17 protein-coding genes are annotated in these 17,087 nt (G+C 65.8%); 8 read left to right on the forward strand and 9 right to left on the reverse strand.

Translation table 11 applies throughout. The annotated features are described in order from the left end of the window. Positions 1-223 precede the first annotated feature (223 nt). The gene (gene galE, locus ACFWYW_RS57600) at positions 224-1,207 is read right to left on the reverse strand and encodes a UDP-glucose 4-epimerase GalE (protein WP_379610093.1); all 984 of its coding nucleotides are present in this window, start codon (positions 1,205-1,207) and stop codon (positions 224-226) included. 141 nt (positions 1,208-1,348) lie between these two features. Between galE and ACFWYW_RS57605 the strand changes: the two genes are divergently transcribed. The 3 genes from ACFWYW_RS57605 (at position 1,349) to ACFWYW_RS57615 (ending at position 3,632) form a co-directional block, all read left to right on the forward strand. Further along, positions 1,349-2,254 carry a L,D-transpeptidase gene (locus ACFWYW_RS57605; protein WP_379610094.1) on the forward strand — a complete coding sequence of 302 codons (906 nt, stop codon included), beginning with the start codon at positions 1,349-1,351 and terminating at the stop codon, positions 2,252-2,254. A gap of 87 nt (positions 2,255-2,341) precedes the next feature. Then, on the forward strand, positions 2,342-2,857 hold the full coding sequence (locus ACFWYW_RS57610; RefSeq protein WP_379610095.1) for an NUDIX domain-containing protein: 516 nt from the start codon (positions 2,342-2,344) through the stop codon (positions 2,855-2,857). A 16-nt stretch (positions 2,858-2,873) separates the two neighbouring features. Continuing rightward, a complete protein-coding gene (locus ACFWYW_RS57615; protein ID WP_379610096.1) occupies positions 2,874-3,632 on the forward strand; it encodes an SIR2 family protein in 759 nt (252 codons plus the stop codon). 6 nt (positions 3,633-3,638) lie between these two features. On the opposite strand, the gene ACFWYW_RS57620 is transcribed toward ACFWYW_RS57615, so the two are convergent. From ACFWYW_RS57620 to ACFWYW_RS57635, 4 genes are all read right to left on the reverse strand, one after another. Next, positions 3,639-4,991 (reverse strand): radical SAM protein, encoded by a 1,353-nt coding sequence (locus ACFWYW_RS57620; protein ID WP_379610097.1) that lies wholly within the window; start codon positions 4,989-4,991, stop codon positions 3,639-3,641. A gap of 88 nt (positions 4,992-5,079) precedes the next feature. After that, positions 5,080-6,093: a hypothetical protein gene (locus ACFWYW_RS57625; RefSeq protein WP_379610098.1), complete on the reverse strand. Its 1,014-nt coding sequence runs from the start codon at positions 6,091-6,093 to the stop codon at positions 5,080-5,082. Between the two features lie 10 nt (positions 6,094-6,103). Further along, positions 6,104-9,133 (reverse strand): SUMF1/EgtB/PvdO family nonheme iron enzyme, encoded by a 3,030-nt coding sequence (locus ACFWYW_RS57630; protein ID WP_379610099.1) that lies wholly within the window; start codon positions 9,131-9,133, stop codon positions 6,104-6,106. 198 nt (positions 9,134-9,331) lie between these two features. Then, entirely contained in the window at positions 9,332-9,745 is a 414-nt protein-coding gene (locus ACFWYW_RS57635) for a MerR family transcriptional regulator (protein ID WP_379610100.1), read from the reverse strand. Between the two features lie 57 nt (positions 9,746-9,802). Here ACFWYW_RS57635 and ACFWYW_RS57640 point away from each other — a divergent pair, with 57 nt between their 5' ends. Further along, a complete protein-coding gene (locus ACFWYW_RS57640; RefSeq protein WP_379610101.1) occupies positions 9,803-10,711 on the forward strand; it encodes an oxidoreductase in 909 nt (302 codons plus the stop codon). A 94-nt stretch (positions 10,712-10,805) separates the two neighbouring features. Here the strand turns inward: ACFWYW_RS57640 and ACFWYW_RS57645 are convergent, their stop codons facing one another. Then, positions 10,806-11,531 (reverse strand): SDR family oxidoreductase, encoded by a 726-nt coding sequence (locus tag ACFWYW_RS57645; RefSeq protein WP_379610102.1) that lies wholly within the window; start codon positions 11,529-11,531, stop codon positions 10,806-10,808. A gap of 48 nt (positions 11,532-11,579) precedes the next feature. On the opposite strand from ACFWYW_RS57645, the gene ACFWYW_RS57650 reads away from it, so the two are divergent. Then, the gene (locus ACFWYW_RS57650; RefSeq protein WP_379610103.1) at positions 11,580-12,128 is read left to right on the forward strand and encodes a MarR family winged helix-turn-helix transcriptional regulator; all 549 of its coding nucleotides are present in this window, start codon (positions 11,580-11,582) and stop codon (positions 12,126-12,128) included. Between the two features lie 27 nt (positions 12,129-12,155). Here ACFWYW_RS57650 and ACFWYW_RS57655 read toward each other — a convergent pair whose 3' ends face one another. Continuing rightward, a complete protein-coding gene (locus ACFWYW_RS57655) occupies positions 12,156-12,596 on the reverse strand; it encodes a VOC family protein (protein WP_379610104.1) in 441 nt (146 codons plus the stop codon). A gap of 311 nt (positions 12,597-12,907) precedes the next feature. Here ACFWYW_RS57655 and ACFWYW_RS57660 point away from each other — a divergent pair, with 311 nt between their 5' ends. Next, positions 12,908-13,519 (forward strand): dihydrofolate reductase family protein, encoded by a 612-nt coding sequence (locus ACFWYW_RS57660; protein ID WP_379610105.1) that lies wholly within the window; start codon positions 12,908-12,910, stop codon positions 13,517-13,519. A 264-nt stretch (positions 13,520-13,783) separates the two neighbouring features. Here the strand turns inward: ACFWYW_RS57660 and ACFWYW_RS57665 are convergent, their stop codons facing one another. Both ACFWYW_RS57665 and ACFWYW_RS57670 read right to left on the reverse strand, forming a co-directional pair. Beyond that, on the reverse strand, positions 13,784-14,368 hold the full coding sequence (locus ACFWYW_RS57665) for an HD family hydrolase (protein ID WP_379610120.1): 585 nt from the start codon (positions 14,366-14,368) through the stop codon (positions 13,784-13,786). A 288-nt stretch (positions 14,369-14,656) separates the two neighbouring features. Continuing rightward, positions 14,657-15,889: a multiprotein-bridging factor 1 family protein gene (locus tag ACFWYW_RS57670; protein WP_379610106.1), complete on the reverse strand. Its 1,233-nt coding sequence runs from the start codon at positions 15,887-15,889 to the stop codon at positions 14,657-14,659. Positions 15,890-15,990: 101 nt separating this feature from the next. On the opposite strand from ACFWYW_RS57670, the gene ACFWYW_RS57675 reads away from it, so the two are divergent. Both ACFWYW_RS57675 and ACFWYW_RS57680 read left to right on the forward strand, forming a co-directional pair. Beyond that, positions 15,991-16,257 carry a hypothetical protein gene (locus ACFWYW_RS57675; RefSeq protein WP_379610107.1) on the forward strand — a complete coding sequence of 89 codons (267 nt, stop codon included), beginning with the start codon at positions 15,991-15,993 and terminating at the stop codon, positions 16,255-16,257. Next, entirely contained in the window at positions 16,254-16,865 is a 612-nt protein-coding gene (locus ACFWYW_RS57680; RefSeq protein WP_379610108.1) for a hypothetical protein, read from the forward strand. Before ACFWYW_RS57675 ends, ACFWYW_RS57680 begins: the two co-directional genes overlap by 4 nt. The last annotated feature ends 222 nt before the right edge of the window (positions 16,866-17,087 follow it).

Here is a 17,087-nt window from a genome sequence, read left to right on the forward strand (position 1 = left end):
TCCAGCCGTCACGTTCACTTTCCCGCCGTCACGATCACTTTCCCGCCGTCACGATCACTTTCCCGCCGTCACGGTCGCTTTCCCGCCGTCACGGCGGTTTCCGCTGTTACGGCAGGGCCGCGCCCACCGCGCCCCGCCGTACCCCATGCCCGGCCTCAAGCGCCGCCCGGCAGTCTCACGTGGTCCCCGCCGTGACGCCGCTCCCTTGACCGGCCGACGGCGTTCACGCCAGGCGGGTGTCCCGGATCCGCGCCCATTCCAGCGAGTGCCGGATCCCCTCGGCGACCGTGTGCTCGGCCGTCCAGCCCAGGAGTTCACCGGCCAGCGTGCTGCGGGTGTAGGCGCCGGCCACGTCTCCGGGCCTGGCGGCGGTCTCGACCACCTCGACGGGCCGGTCCACGACCGCGTTGAACGCGTCCGCCAGTTCCCGCACCGTCGTGCCCTCGCCCGTGCCCAGGTTGATCACCTGGGCCTGCGAGATGACCGTGTCGAACCGCTTGAGCGCGGCCACGTGCGCGGTGGCCAGGTCCCAGACGTGGATGTAGTCGCGGATGCCGGAGCCGTCGCGGGTCGGCCAGCCGGTGCCGGTGATCTGGAAGGGCTCCCCCAGCTCGTACGCCTCGATCATCTTGCCCAGCGCGTGGCTCGGGCGGCGCAGTTGCAGGCCGGTGCGCATCTTGGGGTCGGCGCCGATCGGGTTGAAGTAGCGCAGCGACAGCACGTCGATCGGCTGGGTGGCCGCGATGTCGGCGAACATCGCCTCGCAGTGCGCCTTGGTGCGGGCGTAGGGGCTCTGCGGGTCGAGGCCGGACTCCTCGTCCACGGTGAAGTCGTCGCCCGCCCGGTAGATCGAGGCGGACGAGCTGAAGATCAGGCGGCGGCAGCCGTTCCTGATCAGGTGGTCCACGAAGTCGAGGCTCTTGGCGACGTTGGCGCGGTAGTAGCCGACCGGGTCGGCCACCGAGTCGGGCACCACGATCAGCGCGGCGCAGTGGATGACCGCCTCGATGTCCGGATGGTCGGCGAAGATCCGGTCGATCAGCGTGCCGTCCGCGATGTCGCCTTCGTAGAAGTCCCGCTCCTCGGCGAACTCCCTGCGACCGGTCACCAGGTTGTCCAGGATGACCGGGGCGATCCCCGCGTCCTGGCACGCCGAGGCGATCGTGCTGCCGATGTAACCCGCTCCACCGCTGATGAGTACTCGCACAGCCCGCACCCTACCCATCGCGGCCCAAGCGCCGCGCCAGAAGCCGTTGCAAGATCGTTACACGGATCGGACGCACCAACCCCGCCCGTCACTTGTCTTACTTCTGGAACGCACCACCCTCTTTGTCCCCGGAGTACCCACGTGAGATTGCTCGTCGCCGTGGCGCTGGCATGCGGCCTGCTGGCCGTACCCTCTGTCGCGCACGCGAAGCCCGCCGCGGCCGTCACCGCCGCTGCTGCGAAAAAGCTGGATATCGCCGACATCACCCCAATGGGGCAGGACAAGGAGAAGGTCGGCGTCGGCTTCCCGATCATCGTGACCTTCGACCGCGACGTACAGGACAAGGCGGCGGTCGAGGCGCTGCTGCAGGTCCAGTCGGAGCGGCCGGTGGACGGCGCCTGGCGCTGGGTGTCGGCGCGCAAGGTCATCTACCGCACCAAGTTCTACTGGAAGCCGCACCAGAAGGTCACCTTCACCGCCCAGCTCAGCAAGCTGGCCGGCAACGAGTCCGTCAAGGACGTCACCCAGCGCTTCGCCGTGGGCCCCGCGAACATCTCCGTCGTCGACACCCGCAAGCACGTCATGCGCGTCACCCGCGACGGCAAGCTCGCCAAGAAGATCCCGATCAGCGCGGGCAAGGGCGGCCTGGTCAAGAACGGCGTCGACGTCTACCTGACCACCAGCGGCATCCACCTGGCCATGAACAAGAAGCCCATCGAGACCATGACCTCCTCGTGGCTGGGCGTCACCGACCCCAAGGACCCCCGCTACTACAAGGAGGAGATCCCCTGGGCGGTCCGGATCTCCGACAGCGGCGAGTACGTCCACCAGAGCGCCGGCTACTACCACTTCCTCGGCCGCAGCAACCAGAGCCACGGCTGCGTACGCGCCACCCCCGCCGGCGCCAAGTGGTTCTACGGCATCGCCCAGCGCGGCGACGTCATCAAGATCACCGGCACGAAGCGCAAGCTCGACTGGAACAACGGCTGGAGCTACTGGCAGCTCAACTGGACCGAGTGGAAGAAGGGCAGCGCCCTGCCCCGGTAGGCATTCAGCGATCACCCCAAAGGGAACGTTTCCGAATAAACCTACTTGCGATTGACGATTAATATCGGCTATCAGTATTCTCCTTCAATGACCGAGACCGTCGACCTGGTGGACAGCGGCGGCAGAATTGCCATTCCCGCGATTCCGCGATACGACATCGGCCGATATCACGATTTCTATCTTCAGATAGTAATCGTCGTCATTCACAATGCTCGCGGTGAGATCCTGGTGCACCAGCGGTCGCTGTGCAAGGACGTGAATCCCGGCGACATCGACCACGTCTGCGGGGCCATCATCTCAGGCGAGACGCCTCTCGATGCGGCGAGGCGGGAGGTTCGCGAGGAGACAGGCGTGTCCCTGCGCGAACTCACACTGCTGAGCCACGGGATCAACTCCTATGGGCGTTACCGCTATCTGCTGCTCGGAAGCACAGATGAGCAGCCACGTCAAGATTCCGTGGACGCGCAAGAAGTGGCCTGGGTTGGCTATGATCGCCCAGAAAGCCTAGCGCTCAAGTGCAGTAGCGGCGAACTCACGTTCACTGACGGCTTCTTCGAGGATCTACAAATAGCCAGACCCTATCTGCCGGATCGCGACTATTAATGGCTACAATGCGGCTATGTCGGCTCCAATTCCCTCCGAGCTGATCGACTCCGTCCGGCACGGAGAGACAATCGTCTTCTGCGGCGCAGGGCTTTCAGCCCAAGCCGGATTGCCCACTGGTGTCCAGCTTGCCCACGGCCTCTCCGATCGCATCGACGGCTTCGACGGCAATAAGGACGACCTGGTCGAGGTCTCGACGACCTACTCGGCCATGCGTGGCCGGCACGCCTTGCTGACGTTCCTTCTCGGCCGGGTGAACGACGATCGGTTACCGCCGACCGCAGCCCACCTCGCTCTGTGCGGGCTTCCCTTCACCGCGTATGTCTCCACGAATTGGGACCATCTGATCGAGCGCGCACTCCACGTTCAGCGCATACGCCATCGGACGCTGGTCACTGACTCCGAGCTGCCCTTCCTTCAGAGTGCCGAGGTGCCCGTGATCAAACTGCACGGCACCCTGGCACGCCCCGACACCATCGTGGTGACCGACAAGGACTACTACGATCTGTTTGCCGTTCGTCCCGGGCTTGCATCCTTGGTCGACGGGTACTTCGCTACCAAAACGCTGCTGTTTATCGGCTACGCACTGAATGACCCTGATTTCAAGCGGATCTTCTACACATGCACGCGGCGTTTTGGACCCTTGCGGCGCCGGGCCTACGCGGTTCAACGTGGCGTCGCCGCGGCCACGATCCAGGTGTGGCGGGAGGAACATGTCGATGTCATCGACCAGGACGCACTCAGCTTCTCTCGCGACCTAGCCGCGGCCGTCTGATCCGCTTCACACTCGGGACGGCTTCCGCGGGCAGTCCGCCGGGTGGAGGAAGGCCGAAACGGCGTTGGTCAGCATGAAAGCGGCTTCCGCCAGCGCAACGGTTCCGGCCTGCCGTTCCAGGACCTCAACCTCGCACAGCCGACTAACCTTCCCCAGTATTTCGTCGATGCGCGAACTGAGTGAGGGAGTGGGGTCAGGTAGCGCGACCGGACTTCCAGAGCGGAGCCCACCGATGATGCGCCGAATCTCGACGTCGTCATTGCTCAGGTGAAACACGGTGTTCAGAGCGTGATCGACCTCCATCCAGGAGATTCGGTCGTCAGCCAAAACCCGCTGGTATCCGGCCACGTTGCGGGCACGTTGCGCGAAACCCGACGGCAAGAATGAATAACTTCCGGAGCCGAGACCCAGGTGCCGAAAATCCCTGTAACGATGCGCCGCCCATTTGTGCCTGTGCTCCGGGCCTCGGACGAAGGTCGTGCCGGCGCTGGAGCCGTACCCCCTGTCATAGAGACCGCTCTGTACATGCCACAGCGCCTCAGCGACCAGCGTGCGCCCGGGTAGCTCGTCCGCGCGGCGGCGCGTTGCCGGAATCCGGTCGACATCCCAGAGTTGGTAGACGCTCACACTCGGCAGCGTCAAACCGCGGCGGCGAAGGACATCCACTGCGCGCAGGATGCCGTGCGCCTCCTCCACCATCGTGGTGGGTGCCTGTGGATAGCCGAGCACGAAGTCCACGTTGTAGCTGGGGACGAAAGTGTCTGCCGCCCTCAGGAGATCCTCGGTCGTGTGGATCCCGGTCCTTCCCATTCTGCGCAGCGTGCGGTTCTGCCAGCTCTGCACCCCGATGCTCACCCGGGAAACGGGCAGGTGCACCCGTGACGTGAGGGTGCGCAAGTAGGACCGCCATTGCGACGCGTCACGCGCGCCGTCCGGAGCGCACTCCATCGTCACTTCCACCGCGGAGCTCGCGGCTATCTGGTCCAAAAGACCACTGACCTGCCCTAGCTCAAGCATGCTCGGTGTGCCGCCGCCCAGGTAGAGAGAAGTCAGCCGTGCGTTGGGGATCTGCTCATCCAGTATTCGAACCTCGTGACGTAAGGCCGCAAGATAGACCTCGACTTCCTCCGCGTCCCGGCTCAACTGCCGATGAAGGCTACAGAAGTTGCAATTCATCCTGCAGAACGGAACGTGCAGGTACATGCTGAAGTCACGCCAAACCTGCAGAGACTTTCCAGTTACACCACCGCATTCACCGTCACGTAGCGCCCTATACGGCGGTGGATAGGTGTAGGTAAAACTATGCTTGGCCGGTTCCAGCTCTTGCGAGATTTCACGCAGCTGTGCCTCGTGCCACATGGGATACCCATCCCGAGCCAGGGGACCTAATGATCGCCCACTAGCAGCTTCTCGTCAAGGCGAAGCAGTTAACACCGTCTCAGCCTTCTCAATAGTCCTCCGTCGCCACAATCGGCTCCCAGAAATCGCGGACACGCGCGTCCACGGCGCCGGGACACCAGGCTTCGAAGACACAGCGGTCCATCGAAGGTATTGATAGATAGGACGTAAAGGAATCGTTCTCCATCTTCCCGCTGGTGCACACGGGAGCATTTCTGCAGCAGCTCCGCGCATGAGCCCACAACAGCACATCGAAGTCGAACATTGGCATGTCCGCAATTTTGGGCAGCATAGCGCAGACCCGCATTGAAGCCTTGCGAATGACAGCTTCCACGATCGGCTCCACACGTTCCCTGTTTCTGAGCCGTCGATTTGTCTCCGCATCCTGCACCACGATGCAGCCAGTGCGCATGAGCACCCGCATCCGATGATAATCGATCATGGGCAGGATGTTCTCATCATCCTCGATGTGCCATAGCCCCGAAAAGTGCACTGTCATAAGAAACGCGCTGCTCTTCTTTTGCAGCACGTCACGGAACGCTGGCAGCCTTTCGAGGAGCGCGTAGGCACCCTCGGTCCCGCCCACGGCATTGTCCGCCTGGCGGAGCAACCTCAACACACTGCCATCGAACTGGCTGGAGAGCTCCGCGGCCGTCTCGCGGAGAATCTCCGCGCGCCTGGGTAGGTCTGCCAGTGACATTTCGGTTCGTGTGCTGTGGGCAGAGAGCAGCACATCGAGATCCCGCGCGGAGCACCGTGCCATGACTGCCGGATCGAGCGAACCAGGGGCCAGCGCCGCCTGTCCGACGAATGCACGCAGAAGGAAATCCCAGCCCTTGAAGTATCTTCCGGAGAAGTATCCAGACAGGCCACCTTTAGTAGAGTGGCAAATGGCAGCTGCCCACAGATATGCACGCAAGGCAGTCTCGTCATCGGCTCCGGTCATCGGCGTCAGTTGCGCCGAGAAGTCTTCGGCAAGCTTCAGTTGCCCCATGGTGTCGGCCAGTAGCCGCATCCGGGCCTCGTCGATGACGACAGGGAAGTCCGCTTTTCTCTCTGTCATGATGGATTCCTCAGCCCCGTTCCGACTGGCGAGCCAGTGAATATGCCATCCGGAAGCCGACATATTCATTACGCGTGTCCGGAGCAAGGGAGTACTTGTTGCTCACCGCGCTGGCTCCTTCCGCCGATCCCGCCCAAGAACCACCCCGTGCACATTTATGCTGACCCCTGCGCGGTCCCACCGGATCTTTGTAGCAGGTGGTGTCGTGCGTAGAAGCCCACCAATCCGATACCCAGTCAAAGGTATTTCCGCACATATCGACCACACCGTAAGGGCTGTCGCCGCCTGCTGGAGAGTATTGCCCAATGGCGGTCGTCTTACCCGGGCCACCCGTCCGCGTGTTCGCTTTGCGGGAATCATATTGGTCACCCCATGCCCACGGATGCTTCTGCTGTGCAACAGGATCCCAGCCGGCCGCCTTTTCCCATTCGGCCGCGGTGGGAAGCCGGACAGGGCGTTGTATTCTTTCGCCATACCAAGCGCAAAAGGCGTTTGCTTCGTGCCAGCTGATCTGGGTCACCGGATGCTCCATGAGGCGAAGCGGAGGATTTTCGCTGCCCCAATGCTCAGGCGACCTGGCCAGGCCTGCTCGGACGAAATCAGCGTACTCCAGATTGGTCACAGGGAACCGCTGAAGCGCATAAGAAGACACATGGACGCGGTATGCCGGTTGCGAGTGCTCAAATCGAGGATCCTCAGTGCCGAAAAGGAATTCTCCGCTGGCAATCACCACAAAATCGTCATCCGTCAAGGTCGCAGCAGCCTCGTAGTGTCCCCGGGTCAGACGCTGTGCCGTACGGCGGATGGCTGGGTAGGCACTCTCCAGACACCTGTCCAGTATGTCGGCCTTGCTGGCATGATCGGCGGCCATCAGCCAGTCCAGCGCGGCAAGCTGGGCTTCGGGATCAGCAGATTCAATGAGCAGAACAAGCTCACGGCCGATGTCGAGTCCGGCGAGTGCGGCCGTCTCCATCCACCAGGCCACATTCTCGTCCCGATGGAGGGCCGTTCTGAGCGCCACCCGTGCCTGCTCGGGAGAGAACGAGATCTCCTCCCGATATCTCTCGATCGTTGCCCATTGGATCGGCCCCGGCAGTGCCCTCAGCCGGTCGAAGTCCATCACGGACTGATGGAGAATCTGCCGGGCGTACTTCCGCTCCACCTCAGCAGGCTCGATCCATGCCCAGATCTTCTGGGCGAGCAGATCGTGGGCAAGCTCCAGGACTCGATCACGTCCGGGAACGGGACGTATGACCCGCCATTTGACAAGCTCGTCGATGACTTGCTGAAGCGTCGCCGAGGAAACCGTGACACGGGTCATGAGCGTGTCACGCTCGATCTCCGTGGTGGTCATCATCGCCTTTGTCCGGTCCGCCGAGACCATGCAAGCGAGGATGATCTTTGCCACCTCACGTAGGTCGGGACGCAGTTGTTCAAGGGTGGAATCGAGATACGCCGCGAGGATGCCGGAGGTGCCACCGAGTCGCTCGTAGGCGTCGAGCCCAAGAACGGACGAGCTGTTCACGTGGAGCACATGGCAGACGATCTGCAGTTGCGCCGGATCTATGCCACCGTTGTCGAGGTCATCCAGGAGGCGGCTGACCAGTGCAGGTGCGATGTCGATGGCGAAGCGCTGCGCGGTCGAGGCGAAGAACTGCATCGCCTGCGAACGCGTGAACGGACGAACCGCATAGCGATTCTTGAACACATGGTCTATCGGCGGCTCGAGTTCCAGCAGGCAGTGCAGGAAGTCCTCGCGTATGACCACGACCACTCGCAGATCCAGAGATTCGCTGGCAAGGCACTCGCTGAGCTGCCTTGCGAACTGTTCGCGCGACTCAGGTCCGACCCGCATGAAGAACTCTTCGAACTGGTCGATGATGACGACGGTTGGTTTACCGGGCAGCGTCTGCCGGAGCGCGTCGTGCAGATCATCCGATGCGACATGGGCCCCCTCAGGCCCGATCGCCGCCAGGATCTCCGTCACAGGGTGCTGAAGAGCTCTCACCGCGTACGTATTGAAGCCCTCGGCGTGCAGCTTCGGTACCAGCCCAGCATTCACCAGGGAGGTCTTACCGACTCCCGACGGGCCCACGATGAGGGTGAATGGACTGCTCACCACCATAGATGCCAGCAGGGCGGAATCGTGGTCGCGGCCGAAGAAGACCTCCAAGTCAGCTTCGGTGAAGTAGTCGAGGAACCTGAACGGTCGCAGAGCGGAAAGCTGACGATCCGACGGAGCAAGGTGGAGCGATCGTCCCCGCGGATTCACCCGCGACGCAAGCTCGGTAAGGCTCTCGGTCAATTCCCCCGAGATGAGCTCATAGCCGCGCCGCCCCCATATTGCCGCCATCGCCGGGATTTCCTGGTCGGTTACAATGTATCTTCTTCTGGAATGCGTCGGCGACGTCTGCAGCAAAGTGTGCAACATTTCGAGATACGGATCATCAAGAGCGTATCCGATAAAAACCAGAGTTTTGGTGAGCAGAATCCCCCGGACGAGGATACCCACCTGGTCCATCGCCGTGGAGAACCACATGAGCTGATCCTGGCTTATCACGACGGATTCAGGTCTTGAAACGCATCCGGCCAGCTTGATGAGCCACGGCCGATGGCTGCTGGATGCGTACGCGGCGTTGATCGGATCGGCGATGACCGTGTGGCGCCGGTGACCCGCAAGGATCAGTGCGGCCTCCGCACTGTGGGACACACTTGTCGTGATCAACGCCTCTGTGCACGTCTTGGCCGCCAGCAGAAGCGCGTCCTTGACGGGAGGTCTGGACTGGCCGAGTTCCTCCTGGATCAGCCTGCCGAGCGCGTGGGGGCCGCGCATCGCCTCGTACTGGGCAGCGAGCAGAGGAAGATCACGGTAGGTCGGCCGACCGAGAGACTCGGCTCCCATTCGGTCACGTAGCACCGCCACCAGTTGCTCTGGCGTGGCCGGGCCCGCCGGTCTGCCGAGATTCAGCGAATCTCCGACGACGGGCACAACATCGCCTGCCGCCACCGCTTCCAGGAGCTCTGCGGGGAGTCGTCGCATCTGACATCACCGGCTCGGTAGTTCCGCACAACGACGATAACACTGGGACCTTGTCCCCGAGTTCGTGATGACTTCGGCGCATGGATTGAATCCACTTTATGGAAGAGCCTCAACTTTGACTCTCTCGTAGCCTCCTCAATTAACGACTGAGAGTCTGTGCATATCGCGCCGAGGGCGAAATGGCTGCTTCCCGGCACGTCAAAGCGGGCGTGAGGCAGTAGGTGGGGACCAGAGGCCGGTGGCGGTGCCGGTTTTTACGTGGTGCTCGTAGACGACGACCTTGTCGTGGATCACCGCCAGGCAGGCGCGCAGGTCGTCGATCCTGGCTTCGACCTGGCGTTCGTGCTCGCGTAGGAGCGCCAGGCGGTCGGGTTCGTTGCCGGGGCCCTCGCGGACGAGGTCGGCGAAGCGCTTGACGGTCGCGATCGGCATGCCGGAATCGCGCAGCCGGTTGCACAGCAGGAGCCAGTCGACGTCGGCTCGCTCGTACGCGCGCTGGCCGCCGAGCGTGCGCGGGATGTCGCGTAGCAGGAGTCCCTCGCGTTCGAAGAAGCGCAGGGCGTGCACGCTCAGGCCGGTGGCCTGTGACACCTCGCCGATTGACAGGGGCATGCCCGAGCCTCTCCTTAGCTTGACCTAGAGTGCGCTCTAGATTTTAGTCTCCTCCGCATGACGACATACGGGGCATGGAGTACGGCCGACGAGGTGCTTGCCGGGGTGGACCTGCGGGGATCCAACGCGCTGGTGACCGGCGGGTACTCGGGGCTCGGGCTGGAGATCACGCGGGCGCTGAGCGGGGCGGGGGCGCGGGTGATCGTGCCTGCCCGGCGTATGGAGGTGGCACGGCGGGCGCTGCTCGGGACCGAGCGGGTGGACGTTCTGGCGCTCGATCTGGCTGATCTGGCCAGTGTTCGGGACTTCTCTCCGCCGGTCGCGACGCTCGACATCGTGATCGCCAACGCGGGCATCATGGCCTGGCCGGAGACCCGGATCGGGGACGGGTGGGAGGCGCACTTCGCGATCAACCATCTCGGGCACTTCGCGCTGGTCAACCATCTGCGGTCGGCGCTGGTGCCGGGGCGGACTCGGGTGGTGTCGGTGAGTTCGGCCGGGCATTTTCTGTCTGGCATGCGGTGGGATGATCCGCACTTTCACCGCGGGTATGACCACTGGCTGGCGTACGCGCAGTCGAAGACGGCCAACGCCCTGTTCGCCGTGCACCTGGATCGGCTGGGGATCCAGGCGCATGCCGTACATCCGGGGAGTATCCTCACGCCGCTCCAGCGGCGGATCCCCCGCGAGGAGCAGGTGGCGCAGGGGTGGATCACGGCCGACGGGCAGCCCGCGCAGGGGTTCAAGACGCCCGCGCAGGGCGCGGCGACCGCGACGTGGGCGGCCACCTCGCCCGCGCTCGACGGGCTTGGCGGCGCCTACTGCCAGGACTGCGCGGTCGCCGCGCCCGCGACCACGGACGACATGCTCGTCGGCGGCGTCAAACCGTGGGCCGTCGACCCGGTCGGCGCCGCGCGGCTGTGGGAGCTGTCCGCGAAACTGACCGGGGTGGACGCGTTCACCTGACCCAAAGCGCACCTCCCGCCTCAGCCGGACGGGCCGCGGATCTCGCAGGGAGGCGGAGGTGATCAGGCCCTTCTCCTCGTGTCCGCCCGGGTTGTCAGCTGCCGAGGTACGCGCCGCCGTTGACGTGCACGACCTGGCCGGTGATGTGGCCGGCGCCGGAGGATGCGAGAAAGGCGATCGTGGCGGCGACGTCCTCGACCTGCCCGGCGCGGCCGGTGGCGGTCTGGGCCACCAGCGCGGTACGGCGCTGCTCGGCCAGCCCGTCGCCGAAGAACTCGGTCTCCTCGACCAGCCCAGGCGCCACCACGTTGGCGGTGATGCCGCGACCGCCGAGGTGGAAGGCCAGTTCGGCGTTCCAGGCGAGCACCCCGGCCTTGGCCGCGCCGTAACCCGCGGCGCCCTTGGCCGCGGCGATCGATCCGAGGGTGACGACGCGGCCTCCGTCCGCCAGCCGTGGCGTGAGCGCCGTCGTCAGCAGGACCGCGCCCACCAGATTGGCCTCCAGGTTGGCCAGCCACGCCGCCCGCAGCCCGTCCAGGCCCGGGTGCTCGGGACGCCCGAAGTCGGTGTTGCCGCCCGCGTTGTTGACCAGTACCTCCACCCGCTGCGGCAGTTCGGGCAACGCGGCCTCGATCTCCGCGGGCACCGTCGCGTCGAACGGCACGGCCCGCACCCTGTCCCCCAGCTCGGCCACCGCCTTGTCCAGGACGTCCCGGCGGCGGCCGGTGATCACTACCTCCAGTCCATCGGCTGCCAGCGCCGCCGCCGTCGCCTTCCCGATCCCCGTGCCGCCACCCGTCACCACGGCTGTACGCGTCATGTCGAACTCCTTGTTTAGGCCTAAACTTCTCCTTGTACGATAGGCAACGTGACCCAGCACAGCAACCCCGACGCCGTCGACGAGATCCAACTGGCCTGGCGCCGGGAGCGTCCCGGCACCCCCGTGGAGTCGATCGGGATCATCACCCGCGTCTGGCGGGCCGCCAAACTGCTCGGCGATGAGCGCCGCCGCACGCTGGCCCGGCTCGGCATCGACGGCGCCACCCTCGACCTGCTGTCCACGCTGCGGCGAAGCGGCCCGCCGTACACCATGAGCCCGGCAGAACTGAGCACCTCCTGCCTGGTCACGGCGGGCGCCATCAGCCAGCGCGTCACCCGCGCCGAGCAGGCGGACCTGGTGCGCACCACGCGCGGCCCGCGCGGGCGCACGCAGACGGTCACCCTGTCCGATGCCGGGCACCGGCTCGTCGAGGACACCGTCGACGCGCTGCTGACCCATGAGGACGCGCTCGTCGCCCACCTCGACGAGCACCAGCGCGAACACCTGACCGTCCTGCTCCGCGACCTGCTGGACGGCCTCATCGAACGCCTCAACGCCGACGAACGCCCTGGTCAGGTCGGCGACCACCGATCTTGAACGATTCGGCGGCCGGCCTTTTTGGGGTTAGCGCCAGGGCATGTGCTGTAGGCACCAGGTATTGCCGTCGGGGTCGGCGAAGTACGCGTAGAACACTCCGCCGAGGTCCTCGACCTCGCTGATCTCGACGCCGCGTTCGACGAGTTCGGCGCGGGACGCCTCGATGTCGGCGACCACCAGGTGCAGGCCGCGCAGTGTTCCCGGCGGCATGTCGAGGGTGGGGAGACCCTCGGCGAGGGTGATCGAGCATGCCGAACCGGGTGGGGTGAGTTGGACGATGCGGATACCGGGCTTCGGGTTGACGTCGACGTCGAGGCGGAACCCGAGCCGGTCCTGGTAGAAGGCTTTGGCCCGTTCGATATCGGTGACCGGCACCGGCACAAGCTCCAGCAACAGCGTGCCGGGCGGCACTGGCGGGTTGCCGGAATCCTTGGGGATCTCGTTGGCGGAGGTGGAGGTGTCGGTCACGGATGGCGCCTTTCGTGGATGAAGGTGGCAAGACAGTCGTATTCTTCGCCGGCGTTGCGCGTCGCGCCCGCGACCGACCAGGCCCGCAGGTGCTGGGAGACGGACTGCCCGGCTCATCGCGAATGGCGCGGCCAGCCGCGCGGCATCGCCGGTCGCGAGCCGGGCCAGGGTGGCCCGCCGGCTGGGGTCGACCAGGGCGCGAACGTCAAGTCGCTTGCCACCATATCGATAACCCCCCGGTTCAATAACCTAATGGTTTTATATGTGCTAGAGTCCGGATTTGTCAAGATCGCGAACGCTCTGGGGGCACCATGGGAAAGGTCTTCACACAGGCGTCGGTCTCGCTGGACGGGTACATCTCCGGGCCTGGCCAGACAGGGTTCGACCGGCTGTTCGCATGGTGTACGGCCGGCACCGTCGCCACCCCCACGGCCGATCCGGACCGGCTGACCTACCGCACCTCCGAGGCGACCGCCAGATACCTGCGTGAACTCCAAGAGCGGGTCGGGGCCTGTGTCGTCGGCCGCAACCTGTTCGACCTCACCGCGGGCTGGAATGGGCGGCACCCGAGCGGCGTGCCGGTGTTCGTCGTCACCCACCGTCCACCGCCGGCCGGCTGGGAGGCCACGACGCCGTTCACGTTCGTCAGTGACGGCGTGGAGAACGCGATCGCGCGGGCCCGCGAGGTGGCAGGACATCGCGACGTCGGCGTCGGCCCCGGCGGGACCGTGGCCGACGCGCTGAGGGCCGGCCTGCTCGACGAGTTGCGGATGGACATCGTGCCGGTGGTTCTCGGCGCCGGTACACCCATGCTGACCGGGCTTGGCGACACAGCTCCGATCGGCTTCGAACCGGCGGAGATCATCGAGGGGATCGGCGTGACTCACCTGATCTATCGCCGCACGCCGCAGAACCTCAGGTAACACGCAAAGACACACTGTCATGCCGTACGGCAGGCGCCAACGAGCCGCGGCTATGGCCGGCATGCCGAGGTTGACTTGGTGGGCAACACGGGTCCGCCGCAACGCGTCCGACCGCTTGTCCCGCAGGCATTGGAGGCCTGCGATCTCACCCAGCCAGCCTCGGAGGCGGCTCGACGCCTCCGCTCCTCCAGCTCATCCAAGCTCCGGCACTGGATCCGACCCCAGCGACGCTCAACGACTCGATGGCCGTGTCCGGACCAGATGTCACTCAGCTTGGTCGCCGTTGAGGATGCGGCTCACCCAGTCCAGGGTTCCCGTCCGTAGAGCCTCGTCGGCCAGGCGCTTCGCGGTCGGAGTCCTGAGCGCTGCCAGAGAGCTGTCGATCCAGGGCTGAACGTTCTGGTGCCCCTGCTCCCGGTACTCCGTGGCCTGGATGAGGCATTCCAGCTTGTCGGCGTCACGGGCGCAGACGGCTTCGAGGCTGGCCTTCTCCTCGTACTCGCCGACCGCTCCGCCGAGCATCTCCGCCACCGGCTCGGGCAGGCCGCGCACCTGGTCCGCCGTCACCTGCTCGTTGGGTGTCGCCTTGAGGTAGCGCTTGCCGATGTACGGGATGTCGGTGACACGGGTCTCCTGCGTGTCGTGGAACAGGCTGAGGAACGCCGCCCGCTCAGGATTGGCCCCCTCCATGGCCGCGATCACGCCGGCGATGATCGCCGTGCGGAAGGAGTGGTCGGCGATGCTCTCCGGATCGCGCACCCCCGCGATGAGCCATCCCGTGCGCTTGTAGCGCTTGAGCAGGCCGATCTCATGCAGCAAGCCGGTCAACCTGGTCAAGTCCTCCGACATCATGCGCAGAGCGTAGACGACCGCCTCCAGTTCCCGCCGCGAGAGACCGTTCTCAGCTCGTACGGCCTCGCGTCGAGAGTCTCTGCCCTTCCAACACCGTGCCCGGCCCACGCTGGGGGTCCGGGGGTCGGGAGACCATCGGCAAGGGGGTGTGGGGAGCTCGGCTCCCTCAACAGACCACCCCCCGGGGGGTTCTGCAACGAACCCTCCCATCGTGGCCTCCACCGAAGGCCACGTCGAGCCGCTGCGTGACTTCCCAAGATCGACGATCAGCCGTGCGTGTGCGCCCTAAGAAGTGGGGCCGATCTGACGCTGCGCCGGCTGACCGTACAGTTCGTGATAGACCTCGCGAAGCTCGTCGGCCTCGGGGACGCCGCGCTGTTCGACGCCCACGATGACCTCCTTGGCCCGCCAGTAGTTCGACGGAACGAGCAGCCGGGTCATCATCGCCTGGAGCGCAACATGCCCGGCCTCTCCCGGCTCGCCGGTGGCGAGCAGCGCAAGGGCAAGGTCGAGGCGTGCCGAGGCGGCGCGGCGCGGGCGAGGTCCGCCGTCCTCCCGGGACTCCAGACGGTCGAGCACCTGACGCGCGCACGGTACGGCGGCCGGGTCGCCGAGCCATGCCAAGGTCGTGGCCGTGTACGCCTCGCTCTTGGCCGGGTCGTAGCGGAAGTGGTGCTCTGGCCGATCCGGCATCGGCATGGCCGAGACCAGCGCCTGGGTACGGGTGAGCGCAGCCCGGGTCTCTGCGCCTCTTCCCATGCGCGCCCAGGCGCGACCTTCTTGCCCGGTGGCCTGGATGAAGGCGGAGCTGTTGCGTGGCGCGACATCCTGCGCCCCTTGGGAGAGAACCATGGCGTGGTGGTACTCGCCCTCGGTGAGGGCCTGCCATGCCTCTGTCTCCAGACACCACGCCCTGATCTCCTGGTGCTCGGCGTGCCCGGCCAGCTGAGCGGCAGTTCGCAGCCGTGCGGCGGCGGCCGGGTATTGGCGCAGGTCGATGTGGCAGGTCGCGCCGAGCAGAGACAGCCAGCCGGCGGCCACAAGAAGCCGACGGTGCTCAGTGAGAGTCTTCTTGCCGTCGAGGAGGCGGTCGACATACTCCAGGTGCCGCCTCACCCGTCCGAGAAGCTGGGCCGGCGGCGTGCGAGGGTAGGCGGAGGCCAAGTCGTCCACCGCGAGTTCCAGCCGCTCAAGGGTCTCCTTGCCGACGTCGCTCGCTGCTGCCCGGCGGGCGAGCTCTATCGCGTCGATCTCGTCGCCAGGGTCGGTGTCGTCGGCCGGGTCGCCGAAGAGCGCATGCTCGCTCAGCCCGTACACACGGCAGTACAGCTCCGCGTACTCGTCGTCGGGCCGATGCCTGCCCCGCTCGTGGTCGCGGATGCGGCGCACCACGCTTTCCGCTTCGGGGAACGGCCTGCCCGCGACGGCCGCCAACTGGCCCGCGAGGTCTCGCTGAGACCATCCACGCCTGGTCCGCTCGGTGCGAAGCCGACGCGACCAGGCGGGAACTTTGCTCATCGCGGATACCTCCGGAGGGCGGGGGCGGACACGACGGATGTCCGGGGTCCGCCTCCAGTGTCCTCTTCGCAGTCGTATCACGGGCGGATGAGATGGGTCTCGTGGATGAACCCGCAGGCAGTGCCACAGAGCTCAGCATCGCGACGTGCCGTCGAGCGCTGGAGTACTCGCTCGCCGAACAGGTTGGCCGGGGGCGTCGGCTCACGTGCCCACAGCTCCACTACCGTGATGTCCGCTACTCCGTGGTGGAGGCACTGGGCGGACCCGATGTCGAGGCCCTGGTGAAGCTGTTCGTCCATGGCTACGGCGTGGTTTCACCGCAGGATTGGGCGCGGGTGGGCCAACTGCTTTCCCGGGAGCAGATGTGAGCGTGATGTCGCGGCTGCGCGTGCCGTACATCACCGCCTACGACGGAGAGTTCGCCGAGCGGCCGTTCACGCTCATCCCCGACGCGTGCGCCACGGACGGCTGGAGGCTCGGGTTCGCCGGCGCCGCCGGGCAGGATTGGCTGTTCGGCGTGCTCTGGCATCGGCCGGGCCTGCACCGTGGAGGCCGCCCCGAATGGAAGATGGTCAACACGCTGCGGCAGCGTCGCTGTATGCTGCGCCTGCTCTGCCAGGTGTGCGGCGGCCCGGCCCGCGACACGTCCACCGGCCGTGTCTCGTGGCTTCTGGCCGATCCGCCCGTGACCGGTTCGACTGGCAAGCCGTTCTCCAATGCGCCGCCCACCTGCCGCGCTTGTATCCCCGGAGCGCTGGCCACCTGCCCGCGGTTGCGCCGCGCGGCCTGCGTTTACACCGCGCGGTCCGCCGAGCCGTACGGCGTGGTGGGCGACGCGGTGCAGCCCTCCCCGCAGGGCCTCGTGGAGGTGGAATGGGACCTGCACATCCCGCTGGACGCCTTCCACAGGCTGGAGTACACCCTCGCCAAGCAGCTGCTCGTGACACTGGAGGACCTTCAGCCGTCCACGGTGTGAGCGGCCATCCCCACACCCCGTCGAGCCACTCATCACCGGCCAAGTGATCGTTTCCGGCCACAGAACCACCCACAAGTACCCCGCGCCGGGCCCCTCAGGCGCGTAGCGCCCCCATGGCGAGGACCACGCTCCCCGGCCCACGCTGGGGGTCCGGGGGTCGGGAGACCCCCGGCAAGGGGGCGTGGGGGTGCTCGGCTCCCCCACACAAACCACCCCGAGCCC

This window comes from Nonomuraea sp. NPDC059023 (assembly GCF_042740095.1).
Classification (GTDB): domain Bacteria; phylum Actinomycetota; class Actinomycetes; order Streptosporangiales; family Streptosporangiaceae; genus Nonomuraea.